The sequence below is a fragment of the Mycobacterium sp. D16R24 genome (assembly GCF_002013385.1).
Classification (GTDB): domain Bacteria; phylum Actinomycetota; class Actinomycetes; order Mycobacteriales; family Mycobacteriaceae; genus Mycobacterium.
This window is the reverse complement of record NZ_MAEV01000020.1, coordinates 62,902-83,376: the sequence shown is the minus strand read 5'-3', so window position 1 is coordinate 83,376 and position 20,475 is coordinate 62,902. Positions and strand designations below refer to the sequence as shown.

22 protein-coding genes are annotated in these 20,475 nt (G+C 64.8%); 8 read left to right on the top strand and 14 right to left on the bottom strand.

Annotated elements, in window-relative coordinates:
- Positions 1 to 34: 34 nt before the first annotated feature.
- The 6 genes from B4383_RS18050 to B4383_RS18025 all read right to left on the bottom strand — a co-directional run bounded on the left by B4383_RS18050 (position 35) and on the right by B4383_RS18025 (position 7,030).
- Positions 35 to 1,102 (bottom strand): hemolysin family protein, encoded by a 1,068-nt coding sequence (locus tag B4383_RS18050; RefSeq protein WP_078292509.1) that lies wholly within the window; start codon positions 1,100 to 1,102, stop codon positions 35 to 37.
- Positions 1,095 to 2,456 carry a hemolysin family protein gene (locus tag B4383_RS18045; RefSeq protein WP_078292453.1) on the bottom strand — a complete coding sequence of 454 codons (1,362 nt, stop codon included), beginning with the start codon at positions 2,454 to 2,456 and terminating at the stop codon, positions 1,095 to 1,097. The genes B4383_RS18050 and B4383_RS18045 overlap by 8 nt, the downstream gene beginning before the upstream one ends.
- Before the next feature lie 105 nt (positions 2,457 to 2,561).
- A complete protein-coding gene (locus tag B4383_RS18040) occupies positions 2,562 to 3,998 on the bottom strand; it encodes a GuaB1 family IMP dehydrogenase-related protein (protein WP_078292452.1) in 1,437 nt (478 codons plus the stop codon).
- A 36-nt stretch (positions 3,999 to 4,034) separates the two neighbouring features.
- A complete protein-coding gene (gene gndA, locus B4383_RS18035) occupies positions 4,035 to 5,489 on the bottom strand; it encodes an NADP-dependent phosphogluconate dehydrogenase (protein WP_078292508.1) in 1,455 nt (484 codons plus the stop codon).
- 153 nt (positions 5,490 to 5,642) lie between these two features.
- Positions 5,643 to 6,608 (bottom strand): M56 family metallopeptidase, encoded by a 966-nt coding sequence (locus tag B4383_RS18030; protein ID WP_078292451.1) that lies wholly within the window; start codon positions 6,606 to 6,608, stop codon positions 5,643 to 5,645.
- 14 nt (positions 6,609 to 6,622) lie between these two features.
- Positions 6,623 to 7,030 carry a BlaI/MecI/CopY family transcriptional regulator gene (locus B4383_RS18025; RefSeq protein WP_078292450.1) on the bottom strand — a complete coding sequence of 136 codons (408 nt, stop codon included), beginning with the start codon at positions 7,028 to 7,030 and terminating at the stop codon, positions 6,623 to 6,625.
- A 243-nt stretch (positions 7,031 to 7,273) separates the two neighbouring features.
- Between B4383_RS18025 and B4383_RS18020 the strand changes: the two genes are divergently transcribed.
- Both B4383_RS18020 and B4383_RS18015 read left to right on the top strand, forming a co-directional pair.
- Positions 7,274 to 8,032 (top strand): iron reductase, encoded by a 759-nt coding sequence (locus B4383_RS18020; protein WP_078292449.1) that lies wholly within the window; start codon positions 7,274 to 7,276, stop codon positions 8,030 to 8,032.
- 177 nt (positions 8,033 to 8,209) lie between these two features.
- On the top strand, positions 8,210 to 8,620 hold the full coding sequence (locus tag B4383_RS18015) for a PaaI family thioesterase (RefSeq protein ID WP_078292448.1): 411 nt from the start codon (positions 8,210 to 8,212) through the stop codon (positions 8,618 to 8,620).
- 133 nt (positions 8,621 to 8,753) lie between these two features.
- On the opposite strand, the gene B4383_RS18010 is transcribed toward B4383_RS18015, so the two are convergent.
- The 4 genes from B4383_RS18010 to B4383_RS17995 all read right to left on the bottom strand — a co-directional run bounded on the left by B4383_RS18010 (position 8,754) and on the right by B4383_RS17995 (position 11,925).
- The gene (locus B4383_RS18010) at positions 8,754 to 9,533 is read right to left on the bottom strand and encodes a sensor domain-containing protein (protein ID WP_286143948.1); all 780 of its coding nucleotides are present in this window, start codon (positions 9,531 to 9,533) and stop codon (positions 8,754 to 8,756) included.
- A gap of 29 nt (positions 9,534 to 9,562) precedes the next feature.
- A complete protein-coding gene (locus tag B4383_RS18005) occupies positions 9,563 to 10,330 on the bottom strand; it encodes a sensor domain-containing protein (RefSeq protein WP_078292447.1) in 768 nt (255 codons plus the stop codon).
- A gap of 99 nt (positions 10,331 to 10,429) precedes the next feature.
- Complete coding sequence (locus tag B4383_RS18000; protein ID WP_176126663.1) at positions 10,430 to 11,158, bottom strand: sensor domain-containing protein; 729 nt, start codon at positions 11,156 to 11,158, stop codon at positions 10,430 to 10,432.
- An 11-nt stretch (positions 11,159 to 11,169) separates the two neighbouring features.
- Positions 11,170 to 11,925, bottom strand: coding sequence for a sensor domain-containing protein (locus B4383_RS17995; protein WP_078292445.1), 756 nt, complete (start codon positions 11,923 to 11,925; stop codon positions 11,170 to 11,172).
- A gap of 146 nt (positions 11,926 to 12,071) precedes the next feature.
- Here B4383_RS17995 and B4383_RS17990 point away from each other — a divergent pair, with 146 nt between their 5' ends.
- From B4383_RS17990 to B4383_RS17965, 6 genes are read left to right on the top strand one after another with little or no spacing between them, the layout of a single operon-like run.
- Positions 12,072 to 12,374 (top strand): urease subunit gamma, encoded by a 303-nt coding sequence (locus B4383_RS17990; protein ID WP_030097951.1) that lies wholly within the window; start codon positions 12,072 to 12,074, stop codon positions 12,372 to 12,374.
- Positions 12,375 to 12,379: 5 nt separating this feature from the next.
- Positions 12,380 to 12,703, top strand: a complete 324-nt coding sequence (locus tag B4383_RS17985; protein WP_078292444.1) for an urease subunit beta — start codon at positions 12,380 to 12,382, stop codon at positions 12,701 to 12,703.
- A complete protein-coding gene (locus B4383_RS17980; protein ID WP_078292443.1) occupies positions 12,700 to 14,433 on the top strand; it encodes an urease subunit alpha in 1,734 nt (577 codons plus the stop codon). Before B4383_RS17985 ends, B4383_RS17980 begins: the two co-directional genes overlap by 4 nt.
- Complete coding sequence (locus B4383_RS17975) at positions 14,433 to 15,098, top strand: urease accessory UreF family protein (RefSeq protein ID WP_078292442.1); 666 nt, start codon at positions 14,433 to 14,435, stop codon at positions 15,096 to 15,098. The genes B4383_RS17980 and B4383_RS17975 overlap by 1 nt, the downstream gene beginning before the upstream one ends.
- 36 nt (positions 15,099 to 15,134) lie before the next feature.
- A complete protein-coding gene (gene ureG / locus B4383_RS17970; RefSeq protein ID WP_078292441.1) occupies positions 15,135 to 15,809 on the top strand; it encodes an urease accessory protein UreG in 675 nt (224 codons plus the stop codon).
- Positions 15,799 to 16,446, top strand: a complete 648-nt coding sequence (locus B4383_RS17965; protein ID WP_078292440.1) for an urease accessory protein UreD — start codon at positions 15,799 to 15,801, stop codon at positions 16,444 to 16,446. The genes ureG and B4383_RS17965 overlap by 11 nt, the downstream gene beginning before the upstream one ends.
- 6 nt (positions 16,447 to 16,452) lie before the next feature.
- On the opposite strand, the gene B4383_RS17960 is transcribed toward B4383_RS17965, so the two are convergent.
- The 4 genes from B4383_RS17960 to B4383_RS17945 form a co-directional block, all read right to left on the bottom strand.
- Positions 16,453 to 17,907, bottom strand: a complete 1,455-nt coding sequence (locus tag B4383_RS17960) for an NAD(P)/FAD-dependent oxidoreductase (protein WP_139360861.1) — start codon at positions 17,905 to 17,907, stop codon at positions 16,453 to 16,455.
- Positions 17,908 to 18,030: 123 nt separating this feature from the next.
- Positions 18,031 to 18,627 carry a TIGR03086 family metal-binding protein gene (locus tag B4383_RS17955; RefSeq protein WP_078292439.1) on the bottom strand — a complete coding sequence of 199 codons (597 nt, stop codon included), beginning with the start codon at positions 18,625 to 18,627 and terminating at the stop codon, positions 18,031 to 18,033.
- Positions 18,628 to 18,676: 49 nt separating this feature from the next.
- Positions 18,677 to 19,660 carry an LLM class F420-dependent oxidoreductase gene (locus tag B4383_RS17950; protein ID WP_078292438.1) on the bottom strand — a complete coding sequence of 328 codons (984 nt, stop codon included), beginning with the start codon at positions 19,658 to 19,660 and terminating at the stop codon, positions 18,677 to 18,679.
- 96 nt (positions 19,661 to 19,756) lie between these two features.
- Positions 19,757 to 20,440, bottom strand: coding sequence for an SDR family oxidoreductase (locus B4383_RS17945; protein WP_078292437.1), 684 nt, complete (start codon positions 20,438 to 20,440; stop codon positions 19,757 to 19,759).
- Between the last annotated feature and the right edge of the window lie 35 nt (positions 20,441 to 20,475).

The window sequence follows — 20,475 nt, the reverse complement described above, 5'->3', positions numbered from 1 at the left end:
CTACTCATTGGTAGCCATCAACCCCGAAACCGCGCTATATGCGGTGAGTTCCGTCACGCACGGTGCCGACGAGATCCTCCACCAGATCCTCCAGTGTGACCAGGCCCACTACGCTGCCGTCGGTGGTTGACATGAGCGCCAGATGACTGTTGCTACGACGCAATGTCGACAGCGCCTCCGGTAGCGGAACCGAACCGTGCAACCGCGGCAGGGGCCGAATGAACGCGGGGTCGATGATCGCCTCTGGATCGTCCCCCATGCTCAAGACGTCCTTTATGTGCAGATAGCCGAGGTAATCCCCGTGGGGTCCAATGACTGGGAATCGTGAGTAACCAGTTTCGGCCACGACACGTTCCACAGCGGTCACCGAAGGCGCCTGCGCCGAGCCCGATACGACGATCGATCGAATCTGGTTAGCGGGCACCACCACGTCCGCGACCACCCGGTGCTGGATCTGCAGCGCGCGCCGTAACCGGGTGTGTTCTTCCTCGTCAAGCAGCCCCTCAGACAGCGACTCCGCGATCATTTCCGAAAGCTCCACGGTGGACACCGTGACCTCAAGCTCGTCCTTCACCGGGACCTTGACGATCCGCAACGCGGTGTTGGCACACCAGTTGTAGAAGGCGATCAGGGGCCGTGCCAGCCGGATGTAGACCAGGTAGGGCGGAATCAGAAGCATGGCCGCGGATTCCGGACCGGCGATGGCGATGTTCTTGGGCACCATCTCACCGAGCAACACGTGCAACAGCACCACGATCGACAGCGAGATGACGAACGCGACGGTGTGCGTCACCGCCGAGGGGGCGCCCAACAGCTCGAAAGGACGTTCCAGAAGGTGCGCTACGGCGGGCTCCCCGATGCGGCCCAACAAGATTGAACAGATCGTGATGCCGAGCTGGGCACCGGCGAGCATCAGAGACAGCTTCTGGCCAGCCATCATCACCGTCACCGCGCGCTTCTTGCCGGCCTCCGCCAGTGCCTCGAGCCGATCCCTGCGGGCGGAGATGAGGGCGAATTCGGCGCCGACGAAAAACGCGTTCGCCAAAAGCAATGCGGCGGTGAGCAGTACGCTCAGTATCTCTGTTTGTATGCTGCTACCCATCGTGGTCATTCCCCCGAGCGTCGGTGTCAGTCAGCTCGGTGAGCTCGATCTGGTCGATCCGTCGACCGTCCATGCCCGCGACCCGGGCCCTCCAGCGGGGCAGCTCAGCGAACGGATGGTCCGGCACCACCGCCGACAATTCGACGGTCTCGCCGACGGTCGGGATGTGACCGAGCTCCTGGAGCACCAGACCGCCGATCGTCTCGTACTCACCCTCGGGGGCCCGGTAACCGGTCGCTGCCGAGACCTCGTCGATGCGCAACAGACCCGACACCACCCAACCGCCCCCGGAGGACACCACGTCGGGCGTTGCGTCATCGTGCTCGTCCCGCACATCACCCACGATCTCCTCGATCATGTCCTCGACCGTCACCAGTCCGGCGGTGCCGCCGTACTCGTCGACCACCAACGCGGTCTGCATGCCGTTGGCCCGCACCTGCTCCATGACCGCGTCGCCGTCGAGAGTCGAGGGCACCACCGCGACCGGCCGGGCCAGACTCGCCAGCGTGGTCGTGGCACGGCGATCCCGTGGCACCTCGAAGATTTGCTTGACGTGAACGATGCCGATCGTCGCGTCAAGATCACCCTCGGTGATCGGAAACCGCGAGAAGCCCGTGTCTACAGCGATGGCGATCAGGTCGGCGACAGTGTCCGTCGCCTCCAGCGATTCGATCTCGGTGCGCGGTGTCATGAGTTCCTCGGCGGTGCGGCTTCCGAACCGCAGCGAACGGTCCACCAGCACCGCGGTGGTTTCGTCCAGCGCGCCGCTGCGGGCCGAGGTGCGCACCAGCGACCCCAGCTCCTGGGGTGAACGCGCCGATCGCAGCTCCTCGGCGGGCTCAATTCCCATGCGCCTCAGCACCCAGTTGGCGATGCCGTTCAACGCGCGGATCGCGAAGGCGAATACCGCAGAGAACAGCACCATGGGCCCCGCGGTGGCGCGTGACGTCGAGATAGGGCGCGCCAAGGCGAAGTTCTTGGGCACCAGCTCACCGAAGATCATCGATATCGAGGTGGCGATGACGAGCGCCAGCGCCAGCGATATCGCGCTGCTGACCGTCGCTCCGGTGTATCCGATCGCCTGCGTGAGCAGGCGCGCAATCACCGGCTCGGCCAGATAACCGGTCACGAGTGTCGTGATGGTGATGCCGAGCTGGGCCCCCGACAGCTGGAACGACAACGTGCTGTGCGCCCGTTTGACCATCCTGTCCCGGCTATCACCGGTCTTGGCGCGCGCCTCGATGGAGCTGCGCTCCAATGCGGTCAGGGAGAACTCGGCAGCCACGAAGAGCGCCGTCCCCGCGGTCAGCGCGATGAACGCAAGCAAGCTCAGCCCGGTGAATAAGAGCGTCACCGCTGGCTGGCCCCTTAGGTTGAGTGATCACACGGTGTGACCGTCGTGAGGCTCATGGTAACGGTGCATGTGGCCAGCAGGTACTTAACCATCGAGGGAGGACGGTTACCAACCTTCGGGAAGCGGGCGCCCCTCGGCGAATCCGGCGGCCGACTGGACGCCCAGAACCACCCGTTCGTGCAGCTCGGCCAGCGTGCGCGCGCCGACATACGTGCAGGTGCTGCGCACGCCCGAGATGATGTGGTCGATGAGGTCCTCAACACCGGGACGTTGCGGGTCCAATTCGATCTTCGAGGTGGAAATGCCCTCCTCGAACAGGCTCTTGCGAGCCTGGTCGAAGGCGCTGTCACCGGCGGTGCGGGCGGCCACCGCACGCTTGGACGCCATCCCGAAGCTGTCCTTGTAGCGGCGGCCGCTGGGAGAAAGCTGCAGATCTCCGGGAGATTCGTGCGTGCCGGCGAACCAGGAACCGATCATCACGTTGGCAGCACCCGCCGCGAGCGCCAGGGCGACATCCCGTGGATGCCGGACTCCACCGTCGGCCCACACATGGGCGCCGAGTTCCCGTGCGGCCGCTGCACATTCGATGACGGCAGACAGCTGCGGGCGACCCACGCCGGTCATCATCCGGGTGGTGCACATGGCGCCCGGGCCCACACCCACCTTCACGATGTCCGCACCGGCCCCGATCAGATCCCGGGTGCCCTGCGCCGACACCACATTGCCCGCGGCGATGGGCACGCCCAGCGATAGCTCCGCGACCGATCCCAGCACCTCGATCATCTTCTGCTGGTGTCCGTGCGCGGTGTCGATGACTAGGAGATCCACGCCGGCCTGCGCCAAAGCCGTCGCCTTGGCGCGGACATCGCCGTTGATACCGACCGCGCCGGCGATACGCAGGCGTCCGCTCGCATCCACGGCCGGTGTGTACAAACCAGCCCTGATCGCCCCGGTACGGGTGAGGATCCCCGCCATGGTTCCGTCCGGGCGCGTCACAACCGCCACCGGCACATGGGCCTCGGCCAGGCGATCGAAGATCGCCCGCGGATCGGTCCCCGTAGGCACCGCGACAAAGTCGGTGGTCGCGATGTCGTGCACGCGGGTGAACCGGTCGATGCCGGTACAGGCAGCCTCGGTGACCAGCCCCCGTGGCTTACCGTCCTCCAGCACCACCGCGGCCCCGTGCGAGCGCTTGTGGATCAGCGCCACCGCCTCGCCCGCCGAGTCATCAGGCGCCAGGGTCACCGGCGTGTCGTAGATCAGATCGCGACTCTTGACGAACTCGACCGTCTGCGCGACCGCCTGCACCGGAAGATCCTGGGGCAGCACGGTGATTCCGCCACGGCGCGCGACGGTCTCGGCCATCCGTCGCCCCGCCACCGCCGTCATGTTGGCGACCACGATCGGGATCGTGGTGCCGGTGCCGTCTGCGGTGGTCAGGTCGACATCGAACCGCGAGATGACATCCGAGTGGTTCGGTACCACGAAGACATCGTCGTAGGTGAGGTCGTACGGTGGCCGCTGCCCGTCTAGAAACTGCACAGTATCGCTTTCCTTATGCCTACCGAGGCGTCCGGTTTACGCCTCTACCTCGCTACGGTCGCCGCTCCAGAGGGTGTGGAACTTGCCGGGGGAGTCCACGCGCTCATAGGTGTGCGCACCGAAGAAGTCTCGCTGCGCCTGGGTGAGGGCGGCGGGCAGGCGATCGGTGCGCAAACCGTCGTAGTACGACAGCGACGAGGCGAAGCCCGGGACCGGAATGCCCAGCTGCGTCGCCGTCACCACGACGCGACGCCAGCTGTCGATGCCGTTTTCAACGGCGGTGCGGAAGTACGGGGCGGCGATCAGCGTGGCCAGGCCGGGCTCGTCGGCAAAAGCCTCCTTGACGCGGTTGAGGAACTGGGCGCGGATGATGCAGCCACCCCGCCAAATGGTGGCCAGGTCACCCGGCTTGACGTTCCAGCCGTACTCGGCGCTACCCGCGGCGATCTGGTTGAAGCCCTGCGCGTACGCCACAATCTTCGATGCGTACAGTGCCTGTCGCACATCTTCGACAAATTGCTTTGCATCGCTTGGCTTCTCGCCCAGCGATCCGGAGGTGAAACCGGCCGCGGCGGCACGCTGGGGGCGTGATCCGGACAGTGCACGGGCGAAGACCGCCTCGGCGATGCCGGTAACGGGCACACCGAGGTCCAGGGCGGACTTTACGGTCCAGCGACCGGTGCCCTTCTGCTCGGCGGCATCGACGATGACATCGACCAAGGGCCGTCCAGTCTTGGCGTCGGTGTGGGCCAGCACATCGGCGGTGATCTCGATGAGATAGCTCTCCAGCTCACCGCTGTTCCACTCGGTGAAGACCTCGGCGATATCGGGTGCCGACATACCCAGCGCATCGCGTAGCAGTTGGTAGGCCTCGCCGATCAGCTGCATATCGGAGTACTCGATGCCGTTGTGCACCATTTTCACGAAGTGCCCCGACCCGTCCGGGCCGATATGCGTGCAGCAGGGCGTGCCATCGACGTGTGCCGCAATGGATTCCAGCAGCGGACCCAGCGCCTTGTAGGACTCGACGGGGCCGCCGGGCATGATCGAGGGGCCATTCAGCGCGCCCTCCTCGCCACCGGAGATTCCCGCGCCGACAAAGTGCAGTCCCCGTGCGGCCAGCGCGGCCTCACGGCGAATAGTGTCGGTGTACAGGGCGTTACCGCCGTCGATGATGATGTCGCCGGGCTCCATCGCCGATGCGAGCTCTTCGATCACGGCATCGGTGGGATCACCGGCCTTCACCATGATCAAAACGCGGCGCGGGCGCTCGAGGGCCGCGACGAACTCCTCGACCGTCTCGCTGCGAATGAAGTTTCCCTCGGACCCGTGATCGGCCAACAGCGCGTCGGTCTTCGCGACCGATCGGTTATGCAGGGCGACGGTGTATCCGTGCCGTGCGAAGTTCCGCGCGATATTCGATCCCATGACGGCCAGCCCCGTCACGCCGATCTGAGCTTTTCCCTGCGCCGAGCCGTCTGCAGCCGTCACCAGCACATCCTTTCGTTGACGTGTTGCGCACCAAAGCCGTTCACTCTTCGCGCAAGCGGCTCGTCTGAACCGGATGCTCTGCGCGCAAGCGGCTCATCGCCGATTCTCGCGCAGTCACTTCCGACCCGCGAGCGCGGGTCACCTACTCACGGGTTAACTGCTGAACAAGCGCTGAAGTTCGGTGAACCATGGGATGACCACAGCCAGCGTCGGCACCACCAGTATGGCCGCAGCGGCCGCATAGGCGCCGCACGACAGGACCAGGCTGTTCCCGCTCCCGCCCAAGCGCCGGACCCGGATCAGGGTGGTGGGGCCACCGGCCGCCATCGCACCGACCGGAGTCGGGCCACCCGCGCACGCGACGAGTGCGCGGGCCAGGGGAGTAGGGCCGGCCGTCCTGACCGCGGCATCATCGGCGAGCAGCTCGACGAGCAGCTTGACCGCGTCCAGCGCGTTCTTGCTGCGCACGATGACCGGGAACGCGTCGTGGACGGCGGTGAAAGCCTCGAGTACCAGGTCATGGCGCGCGCGCAGATGGGCGCGCTCGTGCGCGACGATGGCGGTCACCTCATTGTGTCCCAGTGTGCTCAGCGTTCCCTCGCTGACGACCACACGGCTCCGCACACCCGGCAAGCAGTAGGCCAAGGGTTCGTCGACTTCCAGCACCCGAAGATCGTGGTCACGCCGGCGATGGATGTCGTAGCCCCCGCGCCAGTTCTCGCAGTACCGCTTGTGATCCAGCAGGTCGACGACGGCCCGGTGATGGGCGCGCCGGCGGCGGGTACGTACACCCACCCGGATCACCGACACCATGAGCCGGATGCCGATGAGGATCGTGATCGCGAACACCGTGACGTAGAGCAGCCACAAACCCCAACCGAGGCGGTCGATTTCACCGGTGATCGTGGCGGTGGGGTGGCCATCCGGCCCCGGTACGAGAAGTCTGCTCGCGATCGCAAGCCCGGAACTGAACGCGGAAAGAACGGCGGCCGCGGCAATGGCCTGCCACAGAACCATCGCGGCACGTGGAGCGCGGTATGGCCAGCGCGCACGCGCGAGCAACGCCGGTACGGGACCGGTCAGCAGCAGCGCGAGAATCGCGAACGCCAGGGCGGACACATAACTAGTGTCCCTTACTCGGTGGGGCGACCGCCAGCAGATGGATCTTTGGCTTCGAGCTCGGCCAGTGCACGGCGCAGTGCATCGGCCTCATCGGGGCCAACACGCTCCACGAAGTGCACCAAGGCCGCCTCGCGGGCACCCGAGTTGTTGGCCTGCGCCAACGCGTCCACCATCAGGCCCGCGACAAGCTCGTCGCGGCCATGCACGGGTGCGTAGCGGTGCGCGCGATCATCGCGGTGCTGAACCACCAGATCTTTCTTCGCGAGACGTTGCAACACGGTCATAACGGTCGTATAGGCGAGGTCACGCCGCGACGACAGTGCCTCGTGGACCTGGCGGACAGTCTGGGGCTCGGGAGAGGACCACAGATGGTCCATCACCGCGCGTTCAAGTTCGCCCAGGCGTGCCATTCCGAACATTCTACGTTTACCTCCGACGCAGTGCCGTACTACATCCAGTCGTACTTCTTCTGACAGCCAACGATCCATAGCTCGGTCTTTGTTCCAGCGCTCGATTCCGTCTCACCATGTGGGCCAAATCCGTCAACACGGCCCGAGATCAGGAGCTTCGGTGAGGGCAGTCACAACACCCGCACCTGGCGATGTCATCCTACATGTGGTTAGGCTTACCTATCTTGCCTACGTGAAGGGAGGCTGCCAACTGTGACACTGGCCATCGACCGATGCTCTTCGACCAGGAGTCTCATCGCCGACGATCCGCTGATCGCCGGGATGTCCATCCGCCAATCACTGCCGCTGCACGAATCGAGCAGTCGGCTTCGCGAGCTGTATCCGGAATGCCCGCGGGCCTACGGCGTCGCCGTCATGTCCGATGTCGGCCGGCGCCGATGGTGGCCGCTCGCACGCGCCTTGAACACCGACCGGCTTGAGCGGATGTACGCCCGCGCCATCGAGGAGACCGGCAGCGATGCCGTCGCTGTCCATCAGCTCGCGGACGCTCTCGTCCACACCGTAGTCGGCCGATTAGTCGCCCTGGTCGTGCTGGAGGGCCGCGCCTGGGATCCGGGCCTAGGGAACCTGTGGGTCTATTTCGATTCCGAGGGCTGCATCGATTGGGCGGGGGTCGTGGACCCGACGCTACGCGTGTTGCCCGATGACCCGGACCGCGACCGCGAACAGGTCGTGGTCTTCCCCGGCGAGGAAGCACTCGCTGCGTGGACAGCACACCGATGCCACCGCGCACTCGCACCCCTGTTCACGCGACTGTCACAGATCAGTTCCGGGGCTATGGAAATCGGACAGATGTGGCAGCTGGTCGGCTCGACCGTGGTGGGGGCGGCGACTCACGTTCCGCTGCTCGCGCGGTCCAGTGAGACCGATGGAATGCGGCGCGGACAGGCGATCCTCGACCGCTTCATGACACTCGGATTGCCGGTTCGCCACAAAGCCCTTGCAATTTAGGGAAGCCTTGCCTATCCTTGGAAACGTCGAACGCGCTACAGCGCGACCAGACACCCGGACCGCGCCGGAGTCCTGAGGGCTGCAGAGACCCCCGGTCCACTCGAAGGAAGTGCCCCACCTGCTTCGGCAGGTGGGGCACTTCTTCGTTATCGGATGCCGCACTGATATGAACATCGAATGCCTGACACGCCGGAGCGCCTCAGCCAGATGCCCACCGCGCCCTTCGACCAGCTCGTGGGGCTCGAATACACCTCGGTGACACCCGAGGGAGTGTCCGCCAGCCTGACGATCACCGAAAACCTGTTGCAACCCAACGGGATCGTGCACGGGGGCGTGTATTGCTCGGTGGTAGAGAGCGTGGCGAGCGTCTCCGGGTACATCTGGCGCGCCAACGTGTTGGGGGAGGAGAGCGCGGTGGTCGGCGTCAACAACAACACCGACTTCCTGCGCGCCATCTCATCGGGCACGCTCACCGCCACATCCACGCCGATACACCGAGGCCGTCGTCAGCAGCTGTGGCTTGTCACCATCACCGACGACGAGGGCCGGACAATCGCACGCGGGCAGGTTCGCCTACAGAACTTGTGAGACTCGGGTGGTCGCGACCCCCGCGCGCCCACCCGAGCTCATTTCGAGAGACGTCGGCCTGCCCCCCGATGGTCGGGCCGCCATCCTCGTCCCCCTGCCCGGGTCCAGTCCCCACTGGGATCCAGGTGGCTCGTCAGCTCAGCTGCAGCTTGTCGACAATCCTGTCGGCCATCTTCTGCACGAGTTGCTTTGAATTGCTTCGTGCGCAAACCTGCGTCTGCACAATCACGTTGGCTACGCCGTTGTACGACACGAAACAGCGGTACTTACTCGGGCCGTAGGTGAGCGCCCAGTTCGCCTTCTTGGCGTTCGCGGACGAAACCGACACCGTGACGGGCACCTTCTCGCCGTCCGGATCGGTGAAGTTGTACGTCGTTCCGTCGCATTCGTTGATCGCGTCGACGGCCGTCGTGAACTGCGTCTGTGCGGCGTTCTTGTCCTTATATGCCGCGATCGCCTGGTACACCTGGGCGTCCGGATTCTTGGCGTCCCCGAGCAGCATCTCTGTTCCGCGGAACGTCTCGTAGTCCTTACCCACGGACTCGACCGTCAACCCTTGCGTCACATTGCAACTCGCGTCGTCGGACTCCGTGGCCGTGAAGGGCTTCTCCCGTTTGTTGGTCTTGGCGACCTCGGTATCGAGAGCCTTCGCGATCTCCTCGTCGGTGAATAGCGCCGCCACCATGGCATCCTCACTGATCTTGTCCTGTCCGGGCCACCCGGTCAGAGCCGCGGGCCCGCTGCGCGTGGGGCCCGGCGCAGGGGCGTTGACCGACCGTGACGTGGTTGTGGTGGCAGCCGTCGAGGTGCCGGTGGCCTCCTTCTGGGTGGAGCACCCGGATAACGCCAGCGCCGCGATTGCCGTAGCGCACAGCGCCGTCCGCACCGTCGTGCCACCAAACGTGCTTGCCATAAACCCCCCTGTCATTTTCTTCGCCGCGATCATTCCGGGATCCATTCGGCCATGCGGTCGACGATCGCGGTCACCGCCGGCGCTCCATTGCCCGCTTGGCACAGCCGGGTACCAAACACCACATTGTTCTTCGCCCGGTACTCGAAAAAGCATCTCCAAGCCGATGGTTTGCCATCGTTGAGCTGCTGTTCGACCCATTTCGCCGTCTTCCCCTCGGCAGAGAAACTCTCCACCCGCCAGTCGAGGTCGCCGGTCGGCTGCTCGGTGTCGACACAGCTCTTCAACGAGTCCGGGAATGCCTTTTTCATCTGGTCTGCAGCGGTCTTCGCATCGGCGAACAGCACCACCGCCTGCCACACAATGTGGTCGTACCGCTCCTTTGACTCCTTTTGTACGACGTGCCGGTACGTCGTCCATTCGTCACCCAGAACGTCAGTGAACGGTCCGGCCAGCGCCTCACATTTGCCGCTTCTCGGCGAATCCTCCGGAGTCGAGCTCTTCACCTCGAAGGTCAGCGGCGAGCCCACGATCTTGCCGACGTCATCGGCAGAGATCAGCGTGGCTTCGGCCTTCTCCGGGGTCACAATCACCGGCGGAGGCGGTTCCAGCGACGTCGTGACGGACGGTGCGGTGGTCTTGGGGCTTGTCGGGGACACCGCGTCCTGCGAATCGACCTGCGCGCCCGATGTCGCGGTCGCACCGACCGGGATCGGTTTGATACCTTCCGAGTCGGTGCCACAACTCACCGCGAGCATCGCAGCCAGACCAAGCCATCCGGCCGTCAATACGTAACGCATCCAAATCCCTCCCTGTCGATTTCAGACCCGCATCGACCCAAATCATGGCTACATCGGGTTACTCGCGCCCAGTGTTACACGCCCCTCGCGAAGGCTGGCTTACTTGGGCTTGGTGGCCGCCGCCATCCTGTCCATGATCGCCTTCATCGCGGGTACGCCATTACCGCGCTGGCAGACGGTCGCCGAGAACAGCACGTTGTCGATGATGCGTGCCGCCTTGTTGCAGCGCCATCCGTTGGGCTGACCATCTTCGATCTGCTCAAGCACCCATTGCACCCGGTCTTGCGACACCTCACGCACGGTTACGCGCCAGGTCGCCGTGTCGGTCTTGATGTCCTCACCTGAACACTCGCGGACCGTGACCGGGAACTCCTTCGAATAGGTTTCCGCCGCAGCATCTTTGGCTGGGTATAACAAGACGCGCTGCCCGATCGAGTGATCGTAGGTGTCCTTGGATTCCTGGTACCACACGTTTCGATAGGTGGTCCACGTGCTGCCGATATCGGTCGTCAACGGCACCAGGAGAGCCCGGCACGACTCCTTGCCCTCGATTGTCGACGATTGTGGATCCGAAGACTTCCCTTCGTAGTCCAGCGTGGATCCGATGAGTTCGCCGACGTCGTCCTTGGGGACAGTCAGCGAGTTGGCGGTATCCGGACTGATCGCGTTCTCCGAGACGGTGGTCGACGTCTTCGGGGTACCCGACGGCGCGGCCGACCCAGAAGTCGCCGGATCCTTCTGACCACCCCCGAAGATCGAACACCCGGTCAGGACGATTGCCGCACACACCGCGACCACGGCCTTCCGATACACCGATGTGCCAGTCACCTTCATCCCCTTCATTCCGGAATCCACGCCGCGATCCGGTCGGCAATGGTCGTAACCCCGGGCACACCATCGCCGAACTGGCACAGGTACGCCCCGAAGAGCACGTTGTTCTTGTTACGGAAGTCGAAGAAGCAGTGCCAGGGCGTGCCCTCTGCGATCTGAAGCTGAGCCCATGTGGCCGCGGTGTCGGTGACCTTGGTGATGCTGCTGATCTTCCACTTGTCGTTCAACATGGAAATCCCCGCGTCAACGCATGTTTTGGAGATGGTCAGCGGATATGACCGAGTGAAGGCCGCGGAAGCCTCCTCGCGCGTGGGATACAGGACGGCCACCTGACCCACGATGTACGAGCTGCTGTCCTTGGTCTCGCGGTAATAGTTCCAGCGGTATGTGGTCCACTCCGATCCCAGTTGACCGGCTCGCGGATTGTCCAGGTTCACACAGTCCGGTGGACCGCTCACCGTGTCCGTTGGCGGTGCCGATCGATTGTTCTCGTACTCCAGCGTCGTTCCCAGAATCTTCCCGACCTCGGCGCGCGAGCTCAGGATCGTCTCGACCTTGTCCGGTGTGACCACCAGCGGCGGCGGTGCAGGCGCCTTGGTGGTGGCCGGGACGGATGCTGGGGCCGACGTGCCTGCGGTCATCGGCATGTCGGCAGCGGTGGTGGACGGTGCCGCCACCGGTTTTATCCCCTCGCTGGGTTGACTGCACCCCGTCAGCAGCACCGCCGCCGACACCACACACCCCAACGTCATCGCATACCGCATCGTGCACCCTCCTGATCGCTCCTGCACACAGCCAGTTCCGGTGGATTCTCGCATTCAAGATCAAGGCCGCACGGCAAAACCCGCCACAGACCGCCGGCGGGCCGTGAAAGTGCCAGGCAGCCCGGATCATGGCAGGATCGCCCCTTATGCGATTGACCCCGCACGAGCAGGAACGGCTGCTCATCTCCTATGCGGCGGAATTGGCGCGACGACGCCAATCCCGAGGCCTGCGCCTCAACCATCCCGAAGCAATCGCCATCATCACCGATCATCTCCTCGAAGGTGCGCGTGATGGTCGCACCGTCTCGGAGTTGATGGCCAGCGGCCGCGAGGTGCTGGGGCGCGACGATGTGATGGACGGCGTGCCCGAGATGATCCCGGACGTCCAGGTGGAGGCAACCTTTCCCGATGGCACCAAGCTCGTTACCGTGCACCACCCGATCGGATGAGTCACATGATTCCTGGCGAATACCTGTTCGCACCGGACGATATTGAACTCAACGCGGGAGCGCCCGTCATCGAGCTCGACGTCGTCAATACCGGTGACCGCCCCGTGCAGGTGGGCAGTCACGTACATTTCCCGCAATCGAACCCGGCGCTTGACTTCGATCGAGAGGCCGCGCACGGACACCGCCTGCACATTCCGGCGGGTACCGCGGTTCGCTTTGAACCCGGTGTCGCCCAGAAGGTTCGGCTGGTGCCCTTACGTGGTCGCCGCGAAGTACACGGACTGACGCTCGACGCCCCGGGACGGCTGGATGGCGGTGACCCCGCATGACCCGGCTATCGCGGGAGCACTACGCCAAGCTGTACGGACCGACGACCGGTGACCGCATCCGGTTGGCCGATACCGACCTGCTCATCGAGATCACCGAGGATCGATGTGGCGGCCCCGGTTTAGCGGGTGAAGAGGCAGTCTTCGGCGGTGGCAAGGTGCTGCGCGAGTCGATGGGGCAGAGCCGCCTTACCCGTGCCGAAGGAGCGCCCGATACCGTCATCACCGGCGCCGTCATCATCGACCACTGGGGAATCATCAAGGCCGACATCGGCATTCGTGATGGCCGAATCGTCGGCATCGGCAAGGCGGGCAACCCGGACATCATGGACGGGGTTCATCCCCAGCTGATCGTCGGCCCGTCCACCGAGATCATCGCCGGCAACGACCGGATCGTCACGGCGGGCGGCATCGACTGTCACGTCCATTTCATCTGTCCGCAACTGGTCGACGAGGCCATCGGCGGTGGCATCACCACCATGATCGGTGGTGGCACCGGCCCCGCGGAGGGCAGCAAGGCCACCACTGTGACACCCGGCGCCTGGCATCTGGGCCGCATGCTGCAAGCACTCGACAGATGGCCCGTGAACGTGCTGCTGCTGGGCAAGGGCAACACCGTCAACCCCGAATCCATGTGGGAGCAATTGCGCGGCGGGGCGGCAGGTTTCAAGCTGCATGAGGACTGGGGCACCACGCCCGCGGTGATCGATGCCTGCCTGCGCGTCGCGGATGAGGCGGATGTTCAGGTCGCCCTGCATTCGGACACCCTCAACGAAACAGGTTTTGTCGAAGGCACTCTGGAGGCGATCGCGGGACGCGCGATCCACGCCTACCACACCGAGGGCGCGGGCGGCGGGCACGCTCCCGACATCATTACCGTGGCCAGTCACCCGAACGTGATGCCCAGCTCCACCAACCCCACCCGCCCGCACACCGTCAACACCCTGGACGAGCATCTCGACATGCTCATGGTCTGCCACCATCTCAACGCGGCCGTACCGGAGGATCTTGCCTTCGCCGAGAGCCGGATTCGCCCATCCACGATCGCGGCCGAGGATCTACTGCACGATATCGGCGCCATCTCGATGATCGGCAGTGACAGTCAGGCCATGGGCCGCATTGGCGAAGTGGTGATGCGCACCTGGCAGACCGCGCACGTCATGAAGAAGCGCCGCGGCGCGCTGGAAGGCGACCCAGCCGGAGCCAAGGGCAACGACAACAACCGCGTCCGCCGGTATGTCGCGAAATACACCATCTGCCCGGCGATTACCCACGGCATCGATCATGAGCTGGGTTCCATCGAGGTCGGCAAGCTGGCCGATTTGGTGCTGTGGGAACCGGCGTTCTTCGGGGTCCGGCCGCATCTCGTCATCAAGGGAGGTGCCATCGCGTGGGCGGCCATGGGTGACGCCAATGCCTCCATTCCCACCCCGCAACCTGTCCTGCCGCGGCCCATGTTCGGCGCCATGCCCAATGTGGCACCGGGCTTGGCCGTGCATTTCGTCTCACCGACGGCCATCGAGGACGACCTCGCCGCGCGGCTTGCGCTGCGGCGCAGACTGGTTCCCACCCGCAATGTCCGCCATCGCGGCAAGGCCGACCTGCCCTTGAACAACGCGATGCCGGATATCCGAGTCGATCCAGATACCTTCACCGTACGTATCGACGGCGAGGTGTGGCAGGAACAGCCGGCCACCGAACTGCCTATGGCGCAACGGTATTTCCTGTTCTGATGGGAGCGACGGAGGCTTCTGCGACCCCTCTTTCGACAACGGCTCTGCTGCTGTCGCTGGCCGATTCCCGATTGCCGACCGGTTCGCATGTGCATTCCGGCGGGGTGGAGGAAGCCGTCGCCCAGGGCCTCGTGCGGGACGGTGCGACGCTCAATGCCTATCTGCGGCGGCGTATCCGGACTCATGGCCTTGTCGCGGCGTCCATCGCTGCGGCCGTCGCATCGGGGCAGCTGGATCCGGTGCGAGCAGATGCCGAAACGGACGCACGTACCCCGTCGCAGGCCGCGCGAGACGCCTCGCGCGCTCAGGGCCGGGGACTCAAGCGCCTGGCCGGGAGCGTCTGGCCGCACATCGATTGGCGTGCGCACGGCCGGCAGCCGCATCTGGCCGTGGTGTACGGCATCATTGGGCTGGCAGCGGGTTTGTCGGGCCGCGATATCGCCCTCGTCGTCGTGTACACGACCTTGACCGGATCCGCCACGGCAGGACAGCGACTGCTGGCTCTGGACCCGGCGGAGGTGGCGGTCGGCACCCTGTCCCTGACGCGCCTGTGCGAGGAGACCGCGACACTGGCAAGCTCCGGGCTGGCTTGCCTGTCGGACCCGCTTCTGGATGTGCTCGCCGAGCAGCATCTCACACGTGAACGCCCGCTGTTTGTTTCGTAGTTTTAGGTTTGCACGTACAACCACGATTGGATCAACATGCCACCGCACCTCCTCGACGGCCAGCCCCATCAGCACATCGATAGGCCGCGTCGGGTCCGTCAACCGGGGGAGCCGCTGCGCGTTGGGATCGGCGGGCCGGTGGGATCCGGTAAGACCGCGCTGGTTGCCGCGCTGTGCCGTACGCTGCGTGACGAGATCTCGGTGGCGGTACTGACCAACGACATCTACACCACTGAGGACGCCGACTTCCTGCGCCGCCATGCGGTGCTTCCCGACAAGCGCATCACTGCGGTGCAGACCGGTGGCTGCCCACACACCGCGATCCGCGACGACATCACCGCGAACCTGGATGCCATCGAGGATCTCATCGCCACCAATGATCCGCTCGACCTCATCCTCGTCGAATCGGGCGGCGATAACCTGACAGCCACCTTCTCCTCGGGCCTGATCGACGTGCAGATCTTCGTGGTCGACGTCGCCGGCGGCGACAAGGTGCCACGCAAAGGCGGTCCCGGCGTTACCTTCTCGGACTTGCTGGTCATCAACAAGACAGATCTTGCACCCATGGTGGGGGCCGATCTGGGCGTGATGGCCCGTGATGCGGCGGCGGTGCGCGACGGTCGGCCAACGGCGATGATCTCGCTGACGGAGGACCCGACGGCCGCCGAAGTGTTGGCGTGGGTGCGGCACCATCTGGACCATGCGCACTGACGTCGAGATCATTGCGGAAAAGGGCCGACTCCCACGGTTGCGCTGTTCGGGAAGCCTGCAGGGGCGACTCACCGACGCCGACACCGTGCATCTGGTCGGAGTGGCGGCGAGTCCGCTTGGTGGCGACGAGATCTCGGTACGCATCGAAGTCGGCGAAGGGGTGCTGCTGAAGGTGCGATCCGTGGCGGCCGCGGTGGCCCTGCCCGGCCGCGATACGCTCCAGTCCTGGATGGCCTGGGACTGTTCGGTGGCAGGCAGGCTGGATCTAGACCCCGCGCCCACCATCGTGGCGGCCAACGCCTCCCACCACTCGCACGTCACCGTTCGCGGATCGGTCGACGCGAGCCTGCGACTGCGTGAGCGCGTGCAGATCGGAAGAGCAGGGGAGTCGTCGGGATTTTGGAGTGGCCAGCTCGACGCGGATATCGACGATCGCCCGCTGCTGCGGCACCGCGTGGAGTTCGGCGCCGGATCGGTGACCGATGACGAATTGGGCTGCCCGCTGGCACTGATCAGCGAATTGCGCTACCCCGCAAATGATTCCGCTCAGTCCGGTCCGGTTGACGCCACCGTGCTGCGCCTCGCGGGCGACGCCACCCTGCTCACGTGGCAGGGGCGGCGTCTTCCGTCCGACTAACCGCGACTAACTCGCGGCTTTTTCCTCTTCCGGCTGTGCGATCTCTTCATCGTCGCCGTTCTTCTCCGCGACGAGCTCCTCAAGCTGATCCAGACGTGTTCGCGCCCAGGCCTGCTGTTCGGTGATCGCCATCTGCCCACGCGAGCGCGTCACGAAGGCGATGGACCACAGGATCAGCGTCACCAGCCGGTTCTTGAACCCAACCAGGTAGACGAGGTGCAGCGCCAACCACATGACCCACGCGATGAACCCGCTGAACTCCAACCGGCCGATCTTGCACACCGCGCTGTACCGCGACACGGTGGCCATCGAACCCTTGTCGAAGAACTTGAACGGGGGGCGTTCTGCGGAGCTACTCCCCTTCAGCTCGGCCTTGATCTGCTTGGCCGCATAGCGCCCACCCTGAATGGCGCCCTGAGCGACTCCGGGCACGCCGTCGACCGCCATCATGTCGCCGACCACGAAGACGTTGGGGTGACCCGGAATCGACAGGTCGGCACCAACCTTCACGCGTCCGGCGCGGTCCAGCTCGACACCCGACTGCTCGGCCAAGTTCTTGCCCAGGGGGCTCGCGGACACACCTGCCGACCACACCTTGCACCAGGACTCGATGCGTTCAACGGTGCCGTCGGAGTGCTTGACGGTCAGGCCGTTGCGGTCCACGTCGGTGACCATGGCACCCAACTGGATCTCAACACCGAGCTTCTCCAAACGCTTGCGCGCCTTGTCTCCCAGCTTCGGGCCGAAGGGCGGCAGCACCGCCGTCGCGGCATCGAGCAGGATGACCCGCGCATCGGTCGGGTCGATGTGCCGGAAGGTGCCCTTGAGGGTCTCGTTGGCCAGTTCGGCGATCTGCCCGGCCATTTCGACGCCGGTCGGACCGGCACCCACCACGGTGAAGGTCATGAGCTTGCGGCGCCGGACGGGATCGCTGGAGCGCTCGGCCTGTTCGAAGGCGCCCAGGATGCGACCGCGCAGCTCGAGAGCGTCGTCAATGGACTTCATGCCCGGGGCCCACTCGGCGAAGTGGTCATTTCCGAAGTACGACTGGCCCGCGCCCGCGGCGACGATCAGGCTGTCGTAGGGCGTGGAGTAGTCGTGACCCAGTAGCGAGGAGTGGACCACCTGATTCTCCAGGTCGATGCTCGTCACATCGCCGAGAACGACCTGGGCGTTGTCCTGGTCCTTCAAGATCTGCCGCGTCGGGGGAGCGATCTCGCCTTCGGAGATGATCCCGGTGGCCACTTGGTACAGCAGCGGCTGGAACAGGTGATGAGTGGTGCGCGCGATCAGCGTGACATCGACGTTGGCGCGCTTGAGCGTCTTCGCGGCGGTCAGGCCGCCGAACCCCGACCCGATGATGACGACCCGGTGTTTCGGTGTCAGCGCGTCCTTGATCTTGGGCTTCGGATTGGCCTCGACAGGCGCCGCAGAGCTGGCGGCGTCTGGTGTCGTGCTCATCGATCACTCCTCATCGAATGGTGTCTCAACTGGGGTTATTCACCTTGTCTGACACTTGGTGCAACACCCCAACCGTAGTCGGGATTTCCCCTCACGTCGCGTCAGTTAGTTTAGCGAAATATCTCACACGTCCTGTGGTCGCCAGGCTGGATCACGTCCCGACATGGCGAGCATGTGATCGAACTGTGGGGCACCCGGGGAAATGGGCCGCTGCGGACCGAACAAACCGGGAATTCCGGTGTCGGAAGCGAGCGCACTGATGAACCCGTACAGGGCCGGATCGGTGCCCAGGGGCAGGTCGAACGGCTGCCCGGTCGCCGCCGCCAAATCCCAGCCGTGCAGTACCAGTTCATCGAGGGCCACCATTGCCACCTGGTCATTGGGCATGACGGTTCCCGCGATGGTCGACTCTCCGTCCCAGGACCGGGGCTGCGCCCAGGTCTCGACGAGGTCGGCGAGACGTTGCGGTAACAAGGTCCGCCACTGCGGATCAAGGTCCTCGGAGAACGACGGGCCGGAGAGGTCCATCCCGAGCGCCGCGGCTTCCTCGGGCTGGACGACGTATCGGAAGGCCATCGACAGACCCAGCAGGTGATTCAGCAGCGCACGGACCGTGAGCTCGGTACAGGGAGTCGAGTTGTCCAGCGCGTCGTCCGATACCCCGGGAAGGAGGGCCGTCACCGCGCAAGCAGCGGGTTTCAAGCTGAACGGCGCGTCCATATCCCACATCCTGCCGAAGGATCGCGCGATAGAGACCGAATCCGTCCGACTAGTCCTTGAACAACGGGCGAAGAGTGTTGCCGATCAGCTCCACCACACCAGGGACGTGCCCGTTGGCGGTGGCGTTGAGGGTGACGGAGTCGATTCCCTGATCGAGCACCCGGGTTTGCACCTGCTCGGCGATTTCCTCCGGGCTACCCACCAAAGTGCGTCCGAGCACCTGTGCCCGGACATCCTCGGGCAGGGTCTCCAGGTCAAGGCCGTTCTTGCGCAACTGTTCGGCAGCCAGTTTCCAGGCGGTAGCCGAATCGTCGTCGATGAAGACCGAGAAGAAGGCCGAGGTCTCCAGCGTGGCCGGGTCGCGACCCGCCTCCTCGCAGCGCTGCCTCAGTACCGACAACTTGTGTGGGATCTCGTCCAGCGCGCTGAGCAGATTCAGGTGATCGGCGTACTTAACCGCCAGACCGAACGTTTTCTTCTCGCCGCTGCCGCCGATCATGATCGGTATGTGCGGACGGATCCGCGGTTCGTTCAGCGCTGTCTCGGCGCGGTAGTACTTGCCTTCGAAGGTGGGGCGTTCACCGCGGAGCATGGGCGGAATGATCTCGAGCGCTTCGCTTAACCGCTCGAAGCGGTCGGTGAACGTACCGAAATCGAACCCGAGCTGCTGGTGTTCCAGCTCGAACCATCCCGCGCCGATACCCAGGATCGCGCGTCCACCGCTGACCACATCGAGCGTGGTGACGGCCTTGGCGAGCAGGGTCGGGTTTCGGTAGGTATTGCCGGTGACCAGCGTGGACAGCTGAATGGTGCTAGTGGCACTCGCCAGTGCCCCCAGGGCCGTATAGGCCTCCAGCATGGGCTGATCAGGGGTGCCGATCATGGGCAGCTGATAGAAGTGATCCATCAGGAAGACGGTGTCGAAACCTGACGCCTCCGCTTCGCGCGCCTGGTTGACGACGGTGGGGAAGAGTTCGGCCACGCCGGTGCCGTAGGAGAAATTGGGGATCTGATATCCGAGCCGAATGGTCACTCGGCCAGCCTACGCGCGATCCGCCGATGCGGTATTACTGTCTTGCCCCGCAAGGCAATTCGAAGATTTGGAGCTGGAGTGCACTCTAGCTACAAATTAGCTGACGCCGGCCGGAACGCCGCGGCTGACGTGCAGGGTCTGACCGGTGATGTGACGTGCCTGGGGGCTGGTGAGGAACAAGGCCAGCCGGGCGATCTCGGCACCGACCAGATCCTGTGCATCCTCGGCCCTGTCGAGGCCGTCGTAGTTGGCCTCGGCAGACTGCCCGGGCGCGATGGTGTTGATGGTGATCCCGCGGGTGCCCATTCGCTCGGCCTGCTCGGCGGTCCACGCCGATAGTGCGGCCTTGGCGGCAGTGGTTGCGCCCGATCGGTCGCGAGTGCCCAATGTGCACAGGTTGACGATGGCCGCACCGGAACGCAGGTGGTCTCCGATGGCCTGTACCGTCAGCACGGCGGTCAGGACGCTGGACTCGTACCGCGACAGCCAGGCCTCTCCGGTGTCGGTGAGGGTGCCCAGATGCGGGCCGGGCTCGCTCCAGACCGGGTTGGGGATGTTGACAATGGCGTCGAGGTGCTGGGGGAACAGCTCGAGGTTCTCCTCGAGGCTGTCGGGGTCGGAGTTGTCGCACACGATGGCGTCGACCTCGAGTTCCTTGGCGGCGATCTCCAGCTCGTCCGCGTTGGGGCCGGTGATGACGACCCGATGGCCGGCGTTGCGGAACTCCGCAGCCACCACCCGGCCGACCTCGTTAACCGCTCCGGTTACCAGTACGTCCATGGCGGTACCTTCCCTACCTTCCTGAAAGCCTTACC